Source organism: Paraburkholderia acidicola (assembly GCF_002362315.1).
GTDB lineage: Bacteria > Pseudomonadota > Gammaproteobacteria > Burkholderiales > Burkholderiaceae > Paraburkholderia > Paraburkholderia acidicola.
In genome coordinates this window covers 177859-195939 of sequence record NZ_MTZV01000002.1, presented here as the reverse complement: position 1 = coordinate 195939, position 18081 = coordinate 177859, and the positions used below count along the sequence as shown (strand labels likewise).

The 18081-nt window shown below is 62.9% G+C and carries 20 protein-coding genes and 1 riboswitch; of the genes, 13 read left to right on the top strand and 7 right to left on the bottom strand.

Annotated features, from left to right (window positions below):
- Window positions 1-27: 27 nt before the first annotated feature.
- On the top strand, window positions 28-921 hold the full coding sequence (locus tag BWP39_RS02935; RefSeq protein ID WP_096716877.1) for a metal-dependent hydrolase: 894 nt from the start codon (window positions 28-30) through the stop codon (window positions 919-921).
- A gap of 42 nt (window positions 922-963) precedes the next feature.
- Here the strand turns inward: BWP39_RS02935 and BWP39_RS02930 are convergent, their stop codons facing one another.
- On the bottom strand, window positions 964-1455 hold the full coding sequence (locus BWP39_RS02930) for a MerR family transcriptional regulator (RefSeq protein WP_096716876.1): 492 nt from the start codon (window positions 1453-1455) through the stop codon (window positions 964-966).
- Between the two features lie 68 nt (window positions 1456-1523).
- Here BWP39_RS02930 and BWP39_RS02925 point away from each other — a divergent pair, with 68 nt between their 5' ends.
- Window positions 1524-2759 (top strand): NADH:flavin oxidoreductase/NADH oxidase family protein, encoded by a 1236-nt coding sequence (locus tag BWP39_RS02925; protein ID WP_096716875.1) that lies wholly within the window; start codon window positions 1524-1526, stop codon window positions 2757-2759.
- Window positions 2760-2793: 34 nt separating this feature from the next.
- Here BWP39_RS02925 and BWP39_RS02920 read toward each other — a convergent pair whose 3' ends face one another.
- Both BWP39_RS02920 and BWP39_RS02915 read right to left on the bottom strand, forming a co-directional pair.
- Window positions 2794-4128: an APC family permease gene (locus tag BWP39_RS02920; RefSeq protein WP_096716874.1), complete on the bottom strand. Its 1335-nt coding sequence runs from the start codon at window positions 4126-4128 to the stop codon at window positions 2794-2796.
- 158 nt (window positions 4129-4286) lie between these two features.
- A complete protein-coding gene (locus tag BWP39_RS02915; RefSeq protein WP_096716873.1) occupies window positions 4287-5129 on the bottom strand; it encodes a carbon-nitrogen hydrolase family protein in 843 nt (280 codons plus the stop codon).
- Window positions 5130-5256: 127 nt separating this feature from the next.
- On the opposite strand from BWP39_RS02915, the gene BWP39_RS02910 reads away from it, so the two are divergent.
- A complete protein-coding gene (locus tag BWP39_RS02910) occupies window positions 5257-6084 on the top strand; it encodes a response regulator transcription factor (RefSeq protein ID WP_096716872.1) in 828 nt (275 codons plus the stop codon).
- Window positions 6085-6104: 20 nt separating this feature from the next.
- On the opposite strand, the gene BWP39_RS02905 is transcribed toward BWP39_RS02910, so the two are convergent.
- Entirely contained in the window at window positions 6105-8018 is a 1914-nt protein-coding gene (locus BWP39_RS02905; RefSeq protein ID WP_096716871.1) for an SMP-30/gluconolactonase/LRE family protein, read from the bottom strand.
- 192 nt (window positions 8019-8210) lie between these two features.
- Window positions 8211-8780: a histidine phosphatase family protein gene (locus tag BWP39_RS02900; RefSeq protein WP_096716870.1), complete on the bottom strand. Its 570-nt coding sequence runs from the start codon at window positions 8778-8780 to the stop codon at window positions 8211-8213.
- 54 nt (window positions 8781-8834) lie between these two features.
- Window positions 8835-8972: riboswitch (cobalamin riboswitch) on the top strand.
- A 39-nt stretch (window positions 8973-9011) separates the two neighbouring features.
- On the opposite strand from BWP39_RS02900, the gene BWP39_RS02895 reads away from it, so the two are divergent.
- Both BWP39_RS02895 and BWP39_RS02890 read left to right on the top strand, forming a co-directional pair.
- A complete protein-coding gene (locus BWP39_RS02895) occupies window positions 9012-9221 on the top strand; it encodes a CbtB domain-containing protein (RefSeq protein ID WP_096716869.1) in 210 nt (69 codons plus the stop codon).
- Window positions 9222-9233: 12 nt separating this feature from the next.
- Window positions 9234-9968 carry a CbtA family protein gene (locus BWP39_RS02890; RefSeq protein ID WP_096716868.1) on the top strand — a complete coding sequence of 245 codons (735 nt, stop codon included), beginning with the start codon at window positions 9234-9236 and terminating at the stop codon, window positions 9966-9968.
- 51 nt (window positions 9969-10019) lie between these two features.
- Here BWP39_RS02890 and BWP39_RS02885 read toward each other — a convergent pair whose 3' ends face one another.
- On the bottom strand, window positions 10020-10895 hold the full coding sequence (locus BWP39_RS02885) for a LysR family transcriptional regulator (RefSeq protein ID WP_096716867.1): 876 nt from the start codon (window positions 10893-10895) through the stop codon (window positions 10020-10022).
- Window positions 10896-10991: 96 nt separating this feature from the next.
- Between BWP39_RS02885 and BWP39_RS02880 the strand changes: the two genes are divergently transcribed.
- From BWP39_RS02880 to BWP39_RS02845, 8 genes are all read left to right on the top strand, one after another.
- Window positions 10992-11603 carry a LysE family translocator gene (locus BWP39_RS02880; protein ID WP_096716866.1) on the top strand — a complete coding sequence of 204 codons (612 nt, stop codon included), beginning with the start codon at window positions 10992-10994 and terminating at the stop codon, window positions 11601-11603.
- A gap of 2 nt (window positions 11604-11605) precedes the next feature.
- On the top strand, window positions 11606-11989 hold the full coding sequence (locus BWP39_RS02875) for a cupin domain-containing protein (protein ID WP_096716865.1): 384 nt from the start codon (window positions 11606-11608) through the stop codon (window positions 11987-11989).
- Window positions 11990-12092: 103 nt separating this feature from the next.
- Window positions 12093-12719 carry a LysE family translocator gene (locus tag BWP39_RS02870; RefSeq protein ID WP_096716864.1) on the top strand — a complete coding sequence of 209 codons (627 nt, stop codon included), beginning with the start codon at window positions 12093-12095 and terminating at the stop codon, window positions 12717-12719.
- A 47-nt stretch (window positions 12720-12766) separates the two neighbouring features.
- Window positions 12767-13381: a glutathione S-transferase family protein gene (locus BWP39_RS02865; protein ID WP_096716863.1), complete on the top strand. Its 615-nt coding sequence runs from the start codon at window positions 12767-12769 to the stop codon at window positions 13379-13381.
- 185 nt (window positions 13382-13566) lie between these two features.
- A complete protein-coding gene (locus BWP39_RS02860; protein ID WP_096718479.1) occupies window positions 13567-13755 on the top strand; it encodes a hypothetical protein in 189 nt (62 codons plus the stop codon).
- Between the two features lie 108 nt (window positions 13756-13863).
- Entirely contained in the window at window positions 13864-15264 is a 1401-nt protein-coding gene (locus BWP39_RS02855) for an FAD-containing oxidoreductase (RefSeq protein WP_096716862.1), read from the top strand.
- Window positions 15265-15408: 144 nt separating this feature from the next.
- Complete coding sequence (locus BWP39_RS02850) at window positions 15409-15984, top strand: TMEM175 family protein (RefSeq protein ID WP_096716861.1); 576 nt, start codon at window positions 15409-15411, stop codon at window positions 15982-15984.
- A 28-nt stretch (window positions 15985-16012) separates the two neighbouring features.
- On the top strand, window positions 16013-16495 hold the full coding sequence (locus tag BWP39_RS02845) for a metallophosphoesterase family protein (protein WP_096716860.1): 483 nt from the start codon (window positions 16013-16015) through the stop codon (window positions 16493-16495).
- Between the two features lie 85 nt (window positions 16496-16580).
- On the opposite strand, the gene proP is transcribed toward BWP39_RS02845, so the two are convergent.
- Window positions 16581-18044, bottom strand: a complete 1464-nt coding sequence (proP, locus tag BWP39_RS02840; protein ID WP_096716859.1) for a glycine betaine/L-proline transporter ProP — start codon at window positions 18042-18044, stop codon at window positions 16581-16583.
- Window positions 18045-18081 lie beyond the last annotated feature (37 nt).

Here is an 18081-nt window from a genome sequence, read left to right as displayed (position 1 = left end):
CAGTTCCGGGCGCCGCGGGAGACGTGAATGAACGCTGCCATCACTCAACCGGCCACGGTGTCCGTGATACCCGTGCGTCGCGACATGCACTTCAATCTTCCGGTCGAACGCGCGAAAAACTGGCACGGACAAGGTACGCAGGTCTCGCACTTCTTCAATGCGCTGTCGCTGATGTTCCCGGCGGGCGAGCGGTACTTCATGGATGCCGTGCGCCACTACCGCGACCGGATCGATGACCCGGTGCTCAAGAAGCAGGTGCTCGGTTTCATCGGCCAGGAAGCGATGCATAGCCGCGAACACGTCGAATACAACGAGCTGCTGCAGGAGCACGGTCTGCCCACGCGAAAGCTCGACAGACAGATGTGGGCGGTGACGGGCTGGATGAAGCGGGTGCTGCCGCACTGGATGCAGCTTGCCCATACCGTTGCAGTCGAGCATTACACGGCGATGCTTGCGGGCCTGATGCTTGACGATCCGGTTTGCCTGGAAGGATCAGAGGAGGGCTACAGGCAGGTGTGGCTCTGGCATTCGCTCGAGGAGACCGAGCACAAGGCCGTATCGTTCGACGTGTGGGAAGCCGTGATCAAACCGGGACCCGCGCGCTATCTGATGCGCGTCGGTGTGTTTCTGCTGACGACACTGACGTTCTGGCCCGTCGTGTTCCTGCTTCATACCCAGTTGATCCGCTCCGACCGGTATGCCGACCATCGCGTGCGTGGCATGTGGCGGGTGATCAAGTTTCTCTACGGCCCGCGCCATGGCGTATTTCCGCGCATTGCGGGACAGTGGCTGGGTTTCTTCCGGCCGGGTTTTCATCCGTGGGACCATGACAATCGCCATCACCTGTCGCGCATCGAGGGGATTGTTGCTGCCAATAGCGAACGCCGGACGCTTTCGATCGCGCATACCGACGCGGGATAAATGTGCAACGGCGATTTCAGTGACGCAGCCACCCGGACGGCTCTAGGCAGGTACGTGCCCGTTGCGCCCCAGCGGGTGCAGCGGCCGCTGCGCTGGCTGTTTACGCTGCTTCGATTGCTTGCGCGGAAGACTAGCCGGAACTCCAGCCACATCATCCGCAAGCTGCCCCGTATCGACGCATTTACCCGCTTCCCAGGTGTCAGTCAGCGTTTTGCGCAGCTTGCGCAATTCATCACGCTGCGCGCGCAGCGTAGCCATCAACTCCCCGATCTCCCCGAGCCGCATATCGACCCCGTGCAGCAGATCCTCTTTAGACAGATCCTGCTGATTGGCAAACGCACAACGCAGCCGCTCAAGCGAAAAACCGAGGCTCTGCGCGATCTGGATCAGACGCAGGCGCTCGAGCGCCGTATCCGCGTAGTCGCGATACCCATTGGCGCCGCGCACCGGTTCCGGCAGCAGCCCGCTTTGCTCGTAGTAACGGATCGCAGATGCGGCCAGCCCCGTTTTTGCTGCCAGTTCACCGATTTTCATGGCGCTTGACCTTCAAGTTGACTTGAATCTTAGTATAGCGTCATCTCATCTTTTGTATGTGTGCTGACATGACGACATCTTTATTCACGCCGCTCCGTTTACCGAACGGGGCTACCTTGCCCAACCGCATCGCCAAGGCGGCGATGGAAGAAAACATGGCCGCTGCCGGACAGCTTCCCGGCTCGGCACTGTATCGACTGTACGGCGCATGGGCCGACGGCGGTTCCGGGCTGATCATCACGGGCAATGTGATGATCGATGGACGCGCGCTGACCGGACCCGGCGGCATCGTGCTCGAAGCGGACACGCCGCTCGCGCCGTTCGAGGAATGGGCGCGTGTCGCGCGCCGCAAAGGCGGCCATGTGTGGATGCAGATCAATCATCCGGGCCGTCAGGTGAATGCCGATATGGGCGGAACCGCATGGGCGCCGTCGGCGGTGGCGCTCGAACTGGGCAAGTACAGCAAGCGCTTCGCGCAACCGCAGGCGATGAACGAAGCGCAGATCCAGGAGATCATCGAACGCTTTGCAGCGACCGCCGCGGCGGCCGAACGGGCAGGCTTCACCGGCGTTGAAATTCACGCGGCTCATGGCTATCTGATCTCGCAGTTTCTGTCGCCGCTCACCAACCGGCGCACCGATGCGTGGGGCGGGAGTCTCGCCAATCGCGCGCGTCTGCTGCTGGAGGTCGTGCGGGCGGTGCGCCAGCGCGTGGCGCCGACGTTCTGTGTCAGCGTGAAGCTGAATTCCGCGGATTTCCAGCGCGGCGGATTCTCCGAGGACGACGCGAAGCAGGTGATCCTGTGGCTGAACGAAATGCAGGTCGATCTCGTCGAGTTGTCGGGCGGCAGCTATGAAAGTCCCGCCATGCAGGGACGTACTGCGGATGGCCGCACGCTTGCGCGTGAAGCGTACTTCCTCACGTTCGCAAAGGAACTGGCGGCAGTGGCGACGATGCCAGTGATGACGACCGGCGGCATCCGCCGGCGCGCAGTTGCCGAAGACGTGATTGCAAACGGTGTCGCCGTCGCGGGCATGGCGACCGCGCTGGCGCTGGCGCCCGATCTGCCTGCCCGCTGGCAGGCGGGTGGCGATCACACCACGGTGAACCAGCAGGTCGGCTGGAAAGATAAGGTGCTGGCGGCGCTGGCCAGCATGGCGCTCGTCAAGCGCCGGCTGCGGGCGCTCGGGGCGGGGCGGTTGTCGCCGCAATCGTATTCGGCGGCGTTTACGCTGGTGATCGACCAGTTGCGCACGCGCCAGCTCACGCGTCGCTATCGACGCTGGAGCCAGGCGCGCGCGTAAGTCCGGGCCTCACACGATTCTCAGACGAAGTCCGTCAGATCACCACTTCCGGTGGCGGCTGACGGAACAGACGCGTGATCCAGCACAGGTACACGAGGCCAAGTGCAAACCAGATCGCGCCAAGCACGAGCGCGGTCTTCTCCAGGCTAACGAGCAGCCACAGATCGGCAATCGCGCCGATCAGCGGAAACAGCAGCCCGCCAATCACACCCATGCGCCGATCGCCGTGATTGCCCGACAGGTAAATGCGGATCACGCACACGTTGACGGCGGTGAACGCGAGGAACGCGCCGAAGTTGATGAACGACGTCGACGTTGCAACGTCGAGCTTCAACGCAATCAGACCGACGATCCCCGCAATCGCGATGTTGATCGCCGGTGTCTTGAAGCGCGGATGGATGAACCCGAAGATGCGCTTCGGCAGGATCTCGTCGCGGCCCATCGCATACAGCAGACGCCCGACACTTGCCTGCGCGGAGATACCGGAGGCGAACTGCGCGAGAATCAGTCCAGCAAGAAACACACTGACGAATATGTCACCGCCGATCGTCTTCGCGACTTCGAACGCGGCCGAGTCGGTGTCCTTGAAGTCGACGCCCGGATGCGCGAGTTGCATCGTGTACGACGCGACCACGAAAATCGCGCCGCCAATCAACGCGATAAGCAGAATCGCACGCGGCATGTTCTTCTTCGGATCGATGGTTTCTTCGGTCAAGGTCGAGACCGCGTCGAAGCCGAGGTACGAATACGCGGCAATGGCCGCACCTGCCATCGTCGACGAGAGCGGGACGTGTGCCTTGAAGAACGGTTCGGCCATCGCGATGCCACCGGGTCCCGCCGCTGCGGCGGCGTAGTGCCAGCACAGCGCGACGAACAGCGCGACGATCGCGAGCTGTACGACCATCAGCACGATGTTGAAACGCGCCGCCAGTTCGATGCCGACGATATTCAGCGCACTGGTCAGCACGATGAACGAGACGATCCAGATCCACGTCGGCACAGTCGGAAACGCGGCGTTCAGGTACGCGGCACCGATCAGCCAGATCACCATCGGCAGGAAGAAATAATCAAGCAGCGTCGCCCAGCCGATCATGAAGCCCAGATGCGCATTGAAGGTTTTGCGCGTGTACGTGTACGCGGAACCGGCCACCGGATAGAGCCGCGCGAGCTTGCCGTAGCTGAGCGCGGTGAACGCGATCGCGATCAGTGCGAGCAGATAGGCGAGGGCGGCGGTGTCGTCGCTGGCCTTGGCCAGCACGCCGTAGGTGCCGTACACGATCAGCGGCGCCATGTAGGCGAGGCCGAACAGCAGCACGGACGGCAGACCGAGCGTGCGTTTCAGATGCGGTTGAGCTTCCGTGTCTTGCATGATGTCTCCGAGGCCCTGTGCAGGCTTGAGCGACCGCGTCTGGAGCGTGAGCTGTGCGCGGGCATGGTACGGCGTTGGCCGAAATGGCCCGCCTGAAACAGCACGGTCCGTGAAACGCGGTAGGGGAACGACTAAAAAGCGCTTGAAGAAACCGCCACTCAGTCGTGACGACGACGCGCTTCGATCACCAGCGAGCGCGAGCCATCTTCATGATCGACGCGCGTGAGACCGAGCGGCACACGTGCATCGTGCAGATAGCGGTAATGCTCGCGGCTCGTTTCGAGTCGCGTGAGATCGATGCGCGCGCGCAGCACGGTTTCTTCGGCGCCCGCCTCGATGGCCACGTCGCCCGACGGTTCGAACAGCGCGGATTCGCCGGGGAAGGTCAGGTTGTCGTCGCCCGCGCCGCAGCGGTTCACCATCACGGCGAACATCTGGTTCTCCATCGCGCGGGCAGTCATCGCACGGCGATGCACCGGGCCGAACGGGTCCATGTTCCCGTTGGTGACGATCAGTAGATCGGCGTCGAGCGTGGCGAGTGCGCGCACGCCTTCCGGAAATTCGATGTCGTAGCAGATCTGCAGGCCGACCGTGAGGCCGTTCCACTGACAGGTTTCGAAGCGGTCGCCGGGTGTGAAGACGCCGACATCGGACGCCCACAGATGCACCTTGCGGTAGCGCAGCAGGATCGCGCCGGTTTTGTCGATCAGCACGGTCGTGTTGTAGAAGCGGCTGCCGTCGCGTTCGGCGAAGCCCACAGCGGCGGCGACACCGGCTTCGCGGGCCGCATTGCGTACGGCGCTGAGCGCGGGGCCGTCGACCGGCTGGGCGACGTCGGCGACGTTCTCGCGGGTCGGAAAACCCGACAGCGTGGTTTCGGGGAAGACGATCAGTTGCGTGCCGCCTGCCACATCGGCGCGGCCGATGGTTTCGATCACCTTACGGGTGTTGTGTTCGACGTTGCTGTCGACGAGCGCGAGTTGCGCGAGTTCCACCTGCATCGTATGTCTCCTTCCAGATACCTTGCAGTCGCCCGGGCAGCGCTGCCGCATGATTCCGTCCGGCGCATTATCAGTGTGTTATTTTTGTCCGGAAATTACCCACGTGGGTTACCTCACCGGAGAAGATATGGAGTTCGAATGGCGCGATCTCGCGTTTCATCGGGAGATTGGCTCAGCCATCGACGCTCTCGACAGCCCGCATTTCTGGGCCCGTCTCACGCGCGTGCTGGAGCGGCACATCAAGTTCGACAGCTGGGTGGCGCTGCGCTTCACGCGGGCCGCGCCGCCGTTTGTCTGCGCCGAGCAGGCGTTGCCGGACGGCAAGCCCGACCTGATGTTCCAGGACTACCTCGCGGCGCTCTATCAACTCGATCCGTTCTATCTGGCCGCGGTCGAAACGCGCGCATCGGGTTTCTTCACGCTCGCCGACGTCGCGCCCGATAATTTCCGCATGACCGAGTACTACCAGCGGTACTTTTGCAAGAACGTCGTCGGCGATGAAGTGCATTTCAATGTGGTGATCGACGCCGATCACACGATGGCGTTTTCGCTCGGCAGCCGGCGCCGCTATCACGAGCGTGAGATCGCGTTGCTTACGCTGTTCGCGCCGTGGGTGCTGGCGTTGATGCAGCAGCGGCTGCGCTATGAGAATTTCGCGCCACCCGGCGAGACGGCGCCGCCGATCGAAACCAATGCCGCTGATCTACCCGCGCGCATCGGCGCATTGTCCGGCCGGAACGGCCGCGGTGTGCTGACCGCGCGCGAGATCGAGGTCGCGATGTTATCGCTGAGCGGTTTTTCAACCCGCGCGATTGCCGAGAAACTCGCGATCTCGTTCGAGACCGTGCGTGCGCACAAGAAACACATCTACGCGAAGCTCGGCATCGGCTCGCAGTCGGAGCTGTTTGCGATGTTCTACGAGCCGGGACATCGCGAGAGCGACGTCCCGGCGTAGTGGTCTTGCCACTTACGGCGTTACGGCGTCCAGCGATGCACGATGATGCTGGAGTCGTTGTAGTTATCCTTGGTGATCACATACTGTCCGCTCGACTGTAGGTACGCTCTGAGCCCATACATCGAATCGACGTCGTTACCGACACTCACGGTGCTCGGGCTGGCGTTGATCAGCGTGGTGTCGAGATTGCCGGTGGTCAGATTGAACACGTCGATGTTGGGCACGGTGTGCACATATCCGGCGAACAGATAGTTGCCGGCTGCCGTGATCGACTTCGGATTTGCCACGGTGAACACCGGGTTAGGCTTGGTCATGTTGCCAGCCGCCCAGCCGTGATACACCTCGATCCGCGTTCCAATCGACGTCCAGTCGATGCTGCCGATGATGCCTTGCGCGAGGATCATCGTGTCGCTCTCCGCGAGGTAGATGATGCGTGTCAACGGCCGGACGCTGAGCGGAATATAGAGCGCGATGCCCGGTCCCCACGATGGCTTGCCGCTGGCGTCGAACCCGGTCAACGGATAGTGGTAGATGTGGTTCGTTCGATCGAGGCCGGCCCAGATGTCGCCCTTGCTATCGATAGAAAATCCGCCGGTGATCGGTCGCGTCGTATTGAACGCCGTACCCGGAATCGACGCATCCGGTATCGCGACGTAGCCGCTCGCCGCGTTGAAGTGGAACAGATAGAAGATCGCCGGGCTCTGGCCGGACGCGACCAGAATGCGGTTGCCGCCTACCGAGACGAGCTGGCCGAAGTGTTCGTCGCGTTGCGTGTCGTTGAGGTTGAGGCGCGGATCAGACGGATAGGTGAACGGATCGACCGTGTTCGCCACGAAGGTGCCACCCGCGGTGCCGGTATAGATGTTGGTGCCGCTATAGAAGTAGGCCCCGTCCGTTCCCGGATCGGGCGCGCCGACGCCCTCGAAGTTCAGTGACTGCAGTTTCCATTGCAGGACGCCGTTGTTGTAGGCGTGAATGTCAGTGCCGCCGTCGCGGCCGAGATCCCAGCCGCCGCCCCATGGGTTGTTCAGCACATAGAAGTTGCCGGCGGTGTCCTTGCCGATACCGGTGACGCGCGTGAAGCGCTTGTCGCCGACCTGGCCTTTGATACCCGTCGTGTTGTCGAGATATCCCCCTTTGATCCCAAACGTGCCGACCTGAAATGGAATGAGCCACGTGTTGTAGATCTTGATGTTCATGTCGGGCCCTTCGTCACCGACAACCAGCAGTTGTTTCGCCGTGTCGAAATACAGCGCCGATGGTTGCGAAGCAGTGGGCATCTGGATGGTGTTCAGTGGCGTGCCGGTCGAACTGAATTCGGCGATCGTGCCCGCGCTTTTCTGGGCGACCCAGAGATTGCCGGAGCCATCGATCGCGAGGGCACCTGGCGCCGTCACGTTGATGTCCTGCTGCCAGACGCCGTCCGTCGTGTAGACGCGGACCCGATTGCCAGGAAGGTCGCTCGCATACAGCAGCGAGCCCGAGGTGGCGAGCCCGGTCACGACATCGGCATGGGCTTCGGTTGTGTCCGCACTGACGTTGATGAGCACGTCGCGCGTTTGCGTGGTGCGGTTGTAGCGACCCACCGAGCCGCTGCCGTACACGTTGTTGAATTGCAAGGCCGCGAAGATCGACGTCGCATTGCCGGTAATGGCGCTGCCCTGGAACTCGTTGTGCAAACCAAACGAACCGATGCTCTTGCCGCCCTGGTAGAGCGCGACGCCGCCCTCGTTTTCATCCCAGAACGAAGCCGTATAAATGACCCCTTCGGGTGCGACCCACATCGAGCGCGCAGTGCTGCCCACGTGGGTGGCGTCGGTGCCGAAGGTGTTGGCGATCCAGTCAGTGGTGTACTGCTGCGCCTCGCATACCGGCGCGATCGTAGTGATCAGCACGGCGGACAGCAATGCGGAATAGATGCGATGCTTGATCATCGGTGAGTCCTCTCAGCTATGTAGTTTTTCCTTCAGATCACACTATAGTTCGCGGATTGTGAACATGAGTGATGCAGAGATGACAATTGCACGAGAATATCGACGCACGTTGCATACATCGATGTTCGCAAGCCTTACATGTTCTTTCGATCGCATGAAAAGGATGCTCGACACGCAGGCCGATCCCACTATCTACGCAGCGGGCCACCAGACCCAGCCACGCGTCGAACGCTGCAATTCGATCCGCGATAGCGGGGCGATTTCGATGCGCGTGTAAGTGGCAAGCGGTGCGCGTAGCGCGTGCAGTAGCGCGGCGCGTATCACGACGGCGTGGGTGATCGCGATGACTGCGGGGACGTCGGCAAGCTGATCGAGCCACTGCGCGACCCGCGTCGATACCGCGGCGAACGATTCGCCACCGGGCGGCGCGGCGGTGGGATCGGTGCTCCAGGCGGATAGCATCGGCAGTTCGTCAGTCGCGATGTCCGCGACGCGCTGGCCATGCCAGCGGCCGTAGTGCATGTCGGCGAGCGCGGGTGCGATGTCGGCGGTGAGGTTGAGCGCCGTCGCTGTTTCGCGAGCGCATCGCGCAGGGCTGCTGAACACGAGCGCGTCGCCAGGCACCTCGAGCTGCGCGCGATACGCGTGCGCGTCGGTGTGACCGCGCGCATCGAGTGGATCGTCGGCGGGAAAGCGGCCGCTGCGCATCGCGGCGGTCGCTGCATGGCTCACCAGCCATAACCGTGTCTGCCGTGTCTGCATCGCGTTCGTCTCCCATGAAGCGTGTGCTGCTTTGTTCGCTCGCCGCGTCCGCTAGCCGGCGCGCCGGATTTTAGCGCGTAGAATAACGCCGCTGAAGCAAGGAAGCCGGTGCAAGCCCGGCGCGGTCGCGCCACTGTAATCGGTTCAATGCAGAACCGAAAGCCAGACCCTCGCTTCACGTCATCTCTTTCCAACGACTGTCGGGGCGCGTAACCCCAGGAGAAGTCCGTCATGACCGATGCTGTTCTCAAGCCGGCTGTCCAGCCGGTACCGATCCCTCTGCGTGAATTGCTGCCGTGGATTATCTTCGGTGGCCTGCTGCTGTTGCTGGCGATCTATTTTGTCGGCGCCGAAGAAGGCGCGACGTCGTTGATCCCCGGCATGTATGTGCACGAGTTCGTGCACGACGGCCGCCATCTGCTCGGCTTTCCTTGCCACTAACCGGGAGTCGACATGGTCGGTAGATTATTGATGCGCGGGATGCTCACAGGCATCGTCGCGGGATTGCTCACGTTCACCTTTGCGAAGATCGCCGGCGAACCGCAGGTCGATCAGGCGATCTCATTCGAAGAGAAAGCCGATGCGGCGAAGGGCGAAGCGCCCGAACCGGAAATCGTCAGCCGTCACACGCAGGCGGGGTTCGGTTTGTTGACTGGCGTAGTGGTGTATGGCGCGGCGGTGGGCGGGTTGTTCTCGCTGGTGTTCGCGTATGCCTACGGCCGCTCGGGCCGGCTCGGTGCGCGTGCGTTGTCGGCATTGCTCGCACTGGCGGCATTCGTCGCGATCGTGATCGTGCCGAATCTCAAGTACCCGGCCAATCCACCATCGATCGGCGACCCCGAAACGATCGGCTATCGCACGGGCCTGTTCTTCCTGATGATCGCGATCTCGCTGGCCGCGACGGTGTTCTCGTTGAAGCTGCGGCGTCATGCGGCTGCGCGCTTTGGTGCGTGGAACGGAGCGATCGTCGCTGGTGCGGTGTTCATCGTCATCATCGCGGCTGTGCAACTCGGCCTGCCGTCGATCAACGAAGTGCCGGCCGCGTTCCCTGCTGCACTGCTGTGGAAATTCCGCCTCGCCGCACTCGGCATGCAGGCGATCATGTGGACGACGATCGGGTTGCTGTTCGGTGTGCTCGTCGAGCGTGCGCAGCAGAGCTCGCGCAATGTGTTGCCGGCCGGACTGTGAGCGCTTAACAGCATTCAGCGTGAAGCAGGCGAAATCCTGCTTCGCGTTACTTCACATCGGCGCGGGCCGGTGTTGCCGCAGCAGTCCATCGCGAATGAACTGCGCGAGTTCGCGTCCTGCGGGCGTGGCACCCTGCGAAGGAAACCGCAGGCTGATCGCAAACGGCGGTAGCTCGGGCAGGTCAGCATCCGCGCTGAGAATGTCGAGATCGGCGGGTACGGTCGACGTCAGCCACGTGGTCACGGCGAGTCCGCTGCGCACCGTCGCGGTGGTCGCCTCGATGTTGCCGCTCTCGAAGACCGTGCGCCACTCGATGCCGCTGCTACCCAGCGCGCCGAGCACGGTCTGCCGGAACGCGCAGGTGTCGCTCACCATCGAGACCGGCAGCGGTCGCTTCAGATGCGCACTACCACCGCGCGCGCCGACCCACACCAGACGCTCGACGCGCAGACATTCGCCGCTCGCTTCGGTCGCGGGCTCTTCGATCACCGCGACATCGAGCGAACCGCGCGCCAGCGCGTCCGCAAGTTCCGGCGACGAACCGCAGACAATCGCCATTTCCACGTTCGGCCACGCTTCGGTAAACGCCTTGAAGATCGGTGCGAAGCACGCGCCGACCAGGTCGTAGGGGACACCGAGGCGCACCTGGCCGAGTATCGGACGGGCCACCATATCCGCCCAGATTTCATCGTTCATGCCGAGCAGGCGCTTCGCCTTGCCGAGAAAGCGCTCGCCCACCTGGGTCAGTTCGAGCTGGCGTCCGACACGCGCGAACAGCTCGCAACCCAGCGCCTCCTCGAGACGCTTGATCTGCTGGCTCACCGCGCCCTGGGTCAGATGCAGCCGGTTGGCGGCAGCGGTCATGCTGCCGTGGTCGGCGACTACAACGAAAGTGCGCACCAGCGCGAGGTCGAGATTCCGGTTCATCGTCACATTATATTGTCTAATGTGAATCATCAGAAACTTTCGATTTTCTAATGTGAGTGCGATGGCTACAGTGGCGTTTTGCTCCGGAACGCTGCCATGTCCTTCGTCGCCACCTCGACCGGCTCGATCGCACCGTTGATCCTGTTTGCCGCCGTTGCCACCGTGACGCCCGGCGGTGCGACGGCGCTCGCCACGGCGTCGGGCTCGCAGTTCGGCTTTCGTCGCTCGATTCCATTGATGGCGGGCATCGCGCTGGGGCTTGCGTCGCTGGCCGCCGCTGCCGCCGCCGGTCTCGCTGGCGTGCTGCTGGCCGCGCCCGTGCTGCAGACCGGCATGAAGGCGATCGGCAGCGCGTATCTGCTGTGGCTGGCGTGGCGGGTCGCGCGCAGCGGGGCGCCCGATCTCGACCGCTCGACGGCAGCGCCCACCACATTGCTCGGCGGGGCGTGTCTGCTCTGGCTCAATCCGAAGGGTTGGGCGATGGCGCTCGGCGCCGCGGCGTCGTTCGCGATGCTCGCGGACGGCCCGCTGCATCTCGCGTTGCTGCTGGGTGGCGCGTTCGGTGTGTCGGCGGTGGTGTCGCTATCGCTGTGGTGCGTGGCCGGCGTGCTGCTCGCGCGGCTGGTGCGCACGCCGCGGCAATGGCGCATCATCAACGCGCTGCTTGGCGTGCTGCTTGCGGTATCGATTGTTCCAATGTGGAGATAGAAATGGCTGTAACAGGATTTGCGGAATCGTTCGACCTGATGTCCGCGTTCGACGCGGTGACCGAATACTGGTCACCGAAAGTCGTGGCGCAGGTCAACGATCAGTACATGAAGATCGCGAAGGTGAAGGGCGAACTTGCGTGGCACAGCCACCGCGACGAGGACGAACTGTTCTACGTGGTGCGCGGCCGGCTGCGGATGGAGTACGAGGGTGGCCGCGCCGTCGAGCTTGGCGAAGGTGTCGTGCACGTCGTGCCGAAGGGCGTGCTGCACAATCCGGTCGCACAGGACGAGTGCTGGATCGTGCTGATCGAGGCGGTGACGACGCGTCACACCGGCGATGTCGACACACCGCTCACACGAACGATCGAGCAGCAGCTCGGATAATTGTGTGGCCCCGTCAGTTGTGTCTTGAATCGAAGCCGCCGGAAATGCGACACTCGCGGTTCGCACCGTTCGCACCGTTCGCATCGCACAAGGGGGCATTGCAATGTTTTCGCTTTCGACGCTGGGCACTTTCGTCGCTGTCGTGCTGGGGCTGATGCTGATCCCCGGGCCGGCTGTACTACTGGTGCTGACCCGCACCGTACAGGGCGGCCGCAAGACCGGCATCCTGACCGGGCTTGGCATCGCCACCGGCGATTTCATCCACACGCTGTGCGCCGCGGCCGGCCTGTCGGCGCTGCTGATGACGTCATCGCTTGCATTCAACGCCGTCAAGCTGATCGGTGCCGCGTATCTGGTTTATCTCGGCGTGCGCGCACTGCTCGAGAAACCGTCCGATCCGACGCTGCCGAAAATCCCCGCAGTGACACCGGCCCAAGCGTTCTGGCAGGCGATTCCTGCCGAAGTGCTGAATCCCAAGACCGCGCTGTTCTTCCTCGCCTTCCTGCCGCAGTTCGTGCATCCGGGGCAGGGTTCGTCGTTTGCGCAGTTCGCCGTGCTCGGCGGCGTGTTCGTCGCGTTGAGCGTGCTTTACACCACCTTGCTCGCGCTCACGATCCGTCCGCTCGGCCGGCTGGTCAAAAAGCTGACGTGGCTCGTCCGCTGGCAGGGCAAGATCATCGGCACGATCTTTCTTTCGCTGGGCTTGCGGGTAGCGCTGCAACAGCGTTGAAGTTTCAGGAAGCCGCAGGTCCTTTTCCACGAACCTGGAGTGACAAGATGCAGTTGATCGGGATGCTGGATTCTCCTTATGTGCGTCGCGTGGCGATTTCGCTGGCTGTGCTCGGCCTGCCGTTCGAGCATCGCAGCCTGTCGGTGTTTCGTCATTACGATGAGTTTGCGAAGATCAATCCGGTCGTGAAGGCGCCGACGCTGGTCGAGGACGATGGCACGGTGCTGATCGACTCGTCGCTGATCCTCGATCATCTCGACCGCAAGGTGGCGCCCGAGCGTCGCTTGATGCCTGAAGATCCGGCTGCGCGCCAGCGCGCGCTGCAGGTGACGGGTTTTGCGCTCGCAGCCGCTGAAAAGACCGTGCAGCACGTCTACGAACGCAACCTGCGACCGGCGGAACGCCAGCACGAGCCGTGGGTGGCGCGCGTGCAGGGGCAGATGGAGCAGGCGTTTGCGCAACTCGAAACACTGGTGGCCGGCCATGACGGCTGGCTGGTCGGCGACCGCTTGATGCAGCCCGATATCACCACGGCAGTTGCATGGCGGTTCACGCAGTTCATCCTGCCTGGCACGGTTGATCCGGCGCAGTATCCGGCGCTGGCGGCGTTCTCGGCACGTGCCGAAGCGCTACCCGAGTTCATCGCGGCGCCGCTCGAATAGGCGACTGAACGCCGCGCAGGCCCCGCCGGTAGGGCTTGCGCGGCCCGCTGCCGATTGTTCGCATCCGGCGACAAGTGACTTCGCATTCCGCCCATTTATCCGCAGGGCGCGCCTTCCTACAATACATCCATCGAATCGTCAATTGCGGTGCTGCGCCGAAACGGCAACGCCCGATGGGAGCAGTCATGAGAGACCTGATCGCACGTCAGCTTTATCACCCGGCACTGGTGCTGCCGATGGTCGCGCTCATGCAATTGATGGTGTCGCAGGATTTCAATCTCACACAGGTCGGCGTGATGGCGGTGACGCGTGGCGCGCAGGCAGCGTTGCACAGCGCGCGATCGCTGTTCTGCCACGGCCCTTGCACGGCCTGACGGCTCGCTGCAGCAGATCCCTCGACCAGCAACGACGGAGTCGTCAACCCGCTCATCACTGAAGCGTAAGATGGCACGCATCCCCACACCGGCTTCGGGAGATGTGCCATGCCTCAACACTTCGACGCAATCGTGATCGGTACCGGGCAGGGCGGTCCGCCGCTTGCGGTACGCCTTGGGAAAAGCGGTCGAAAAACCGCGGTGATCGAGCGTGCCGCCTTTGGCGGTACGTGCGTCAATGTCGGTTGCACACCCACCAAGAGTTATGTCGCGAGTGCGCGGGCTGCGCACGTTGCCCGCCATGCGGCCGAACTCGGCGTGCAGGTGGGCGGCGCCGTTTCGGTGGATCTCGCGCGAGTGAAGGTGCGTAAGGACCAGGTGGTCGCACAGTCGCGCGATGGCCTCGAGCAGTGGCTGCGCAATGCGGAGAACGTGACGGTGTTCAACGGGCACGCGCGTTTCACTGGACCGCATACGGTTCAGATCGCAGATCGTGACGGCCAGATCGTCGAAGAGCTTACTGCAGAGCAGATCTTCATCAACACCGGTACGCGCGCAGTCGTGCCGCCGCTCGACGGTATCGAGCGCATCCGCTATTACACCAATTCCACGCTGCTTGAGTTGATCGACGTGCCGGAACATCTGGCGATCGTCGGTGGCAGCTATATCGCGCTCGAATTTGCTCAGGTGTTTCGCCGCTTCGGTAGCCGTGTCACGGTGCTCGTGCGCGAGGAGCGCATCCTGACCCGCGAGGACGAAGACTTTGCGCTGGCTGTGCAGACCGTACTTGCGAGCGAGGGTATCGAATTCCGCTACGGTGCCGATCTTGCTAGCGTTGAGCCATTGCAGGCGGACGGCAGCGGTGTGCGCGTGAAGTTCGGGAAAGGCGCTGCGTCGCTCGATGCCTCACATGTGCTGTTCGCCACAGGGCGCCGGCCGAATACCGACGATCTCGGTCTCGATGTTGCAGGCGTCACCACCGACCGGCACGGCAGGATCCCTGTCGACGGACAACTGCGCACGAACGTGCCGGGCGTATGGGCGATTGGCGATATCAACGGACGCGGCGCATTCACGCATACGTCGTACGACGATTTTCAGATCGTCGCGGCGAATCTGCTCGACGGCGGCTCGCGCAGCGTCGACGACCGCATCATGGCTTACGCGTTGTATGTCGACCCGCCGCTTGCGCGGGTCGGAATGTCGGAGAGCGAAGTGCGCGCGAGCGGTCGGCCCGCGTTGATCGCGACGATGCCGATGTCGCGTGTCGGCCGCGCACGCGAGCGCGGCGAAACGGATGGCTTCATGAAAGCGCTGGTCGATGCGCAGACGAAGCGCATTCTTGGTGCGACGATTTTCGGCATCGAGGGCGATGAGGCGATTCATACCTTCATCGACATCATGACCGCCGGTGCGCCGTACACGACGTTGCAGTACGCGATGCATATCCATCCGACGATCTGCGAACTGATACCGACGTTACTCGATGGGTTGAAGCCGCTGGTTTGAGAACCTGACACGATCCAGCATGCGTGGCTGCTGCTGTAGCAGCAGCCATCGACAAGGCATCTGCGCATCGCCGATAATCGGCTGCGCGTTCGTGCAGCGTATGTGACGCGCACCTCGACATATCAACCGACAGGGAACCCGCAGATGGGCAAAGGACGACTCGAAGCCTTCAGCGATGGCGTGATCGCCATCATCATCACGATCATGGTGCTGGAACTGAAGGTGCCCCACGGCATCGATCTCGCGGCGCTGCAGCCGTTGATTCCCGTGTTCCTGGCCTATGTGCTGAGCTTCATCTACGTCGGCATCTACTGGAACAATCATCACCATACGTTCCACGCGGTGCAGAAGGTGAGCGGCGGTGTGCTGTGGGCGAACCTGCATCTGCTGTTCTGGCTGTCGCTGTTTCCGGTGATCACGGACTGGATCGGCGAGAGTCACCTGGCTGCCTGGCCCACCGCGTTGTACGGATTCGTGCTGTTTATGGCAGCGGTCGCGTATTTCATCCTGATTCAGGCGTTGATACGCAGCGAGGGTCGCGACTCGACCCTCGCGAAGGCGATAGGGCACGATATCAAGGGTAAGGTATCGGCGGTGATCTATCTGGCGGGGGTGGTGCTCGCGTTCGTCGCGCCGTGGATTTCTGCGGTGCTGTATACGGCGGCCGCCGCGCTGTGGCTGATTCCGGACCGGCGCATTGCGCGTGTGCTCGAGTCTTGACGCACCGCTCGCGCTCACTCACACCATCATGCCCGCCCATCCGTTACCGTCCCGCATCGGTCTGATTTCCGACACGCACAACCTCGTGCGTCCCGAAGCGTTGCAGTGCCTGGCAGGATGCGAGGCCATCGTGCATGCCGGTGATATCTGCGAAGCGGCCGTGCTCGAAGCGCTGGCCGCGCTTGCGCCGCTCACTGTCGTGCGCGGTAACAACGATACGGGCGCCTGGGCCCGTACGTTGCCGACACACGCAACGCTGACTGTCCAGCAAACGAAGATCCTCGTCGTTCACGATATCGCCGACGTGCCTGACGATCTGCACAGCGACGGTATCGGTGTGGTCGTCACCGGGCATTCGCACAAACCGCTGGTCGATTTGCGTGACGACGGCGTGCTGTTCGTCAATCCAGGTAGCGCGGGGCCGCGGCGTTTTCGTTTGCCGGTGTCGGTGGCGATACTGGAGATCGACGGCGCGAGAGTGAAGGCGACGCTGCATACGCTCGCGGTTTGAGGTTGGCAGCACGTGTCGGCGCCCGCAGCCAACGCATACCACTCGTCGACGCACACCGATCCACGTTCAAACCGCGCGCCGCGCATCACGCCCGCGCAGTCGCCGCCGTCGCGTACGCCTCGTCCATTTCCTCCGCCTCGCGATGACCGCGCAACACTGCATGCGCTTCGGCGTTCGTTGCAACGCACGGGCCGGAGCCGGGCAACGGTTTGCGCGCGGTCTCGCGCAGCGCGAGCACCGACGCGATGCCGATCAGCGATGCGCCCATCAGGTAGTACGCGGGCATCATCAGGTCACCGGTGGAGTCGACGAGCCACGCGGCAACGAGCGGTGTCGTACCGCCGAATAGCGACACCGAGAGATTGAAACCGATGGCGAGCGCGCCGTAACGGATTCTCGTCGGAAACAGCGCCGGCAGCGCGGACGGCATCACGCCGGTGAAGCACGATAGCAGCGTGCCGAGCATCAGCAGACCGCCGAATACGGACAACGTATCGCCGGTGCGGATCAGCAGCAGCGCGGGGATCGACAGCATGAAGAGGCCCACGCAACCGCACAGCAGAACAGGTTTGCGGCCGACGCGGTCGGACAGGTGCCCGGCGTACAGCGTCATCGGCATCATCAGCAGCATGACGAGCAGTACGAGAAAGAGGCCGTGCGTTTCGTCGAAATGCAAGGTCGCCGACAGATAGCTCGGCAGATACGACAACGCCATGTAATCGGTCACGTTGAAGATCAACACGAGGCCCACGCACAGCAGCAGCGGCTTCCATTGTTGCGCGAGCAACTGACGTAGTGTTTGTTGCGGCCGTGTGTGCGCCTGGTTTTCCTCTGCCTGCTTCTTGAATGCAGGCGTTTCTTCAAGCTTCAGGCGGATGTACAAACCGACCAGACCGAGCGGACCCGCAATCATGAACGGCACCCGCCAGCCCCACGACAGCAAGGCCTCGTGCGAGAGCGTCGCGGTGAGCAGCGCGACCGTGCCTGCGCCGAGCACATAGCCGATCAACGTGCCGAACTCGAGGAAGCTGCCCATGAAGCCACGCCGCTTGTCGGTCGAGAACTCGGCGATGAACGTGGCGGCGCCGCCATACTCGCCGCCGGTCGAGAACCCTTGCACGAGCCGCGCGACGAGCAGCAGTACCGGCGCGAGAATCCCGATCGATGCATACGACGGAATGAGACCGATCGCGAACGTGCCGCAGGCCATCATGATCATCGTCATGGCGAGCACGCGCTGCCGGCCGATGCGGTCGCCGAGCGGACCGAACACCATACCGCCGAGCGGTCGCACGAGGAAGGCGGCGGCGAACGTGCCGAAGGTCGCGATCAGCTGTGCGGATGGGCTGCTCGACGGGAAGAAGACCTGGCCGAGCGTCACGGCGATGTAGCTGTACACGCCGAAGTCGAACCACTCCATCGCATTGCCGAGCGCCATTGCGCCGACTGCGCGCTTGAGCAGAGATTGATCGACGACGGTGATGTCATCGAGCGTGAGGCGCTCGTCTTGCTTGTGATGTCGCCAGAAGCCGTTGCTGGATGCGGTCAAGATTGAAACTCCCTTTCCAATGGCAGTGGACCGACGC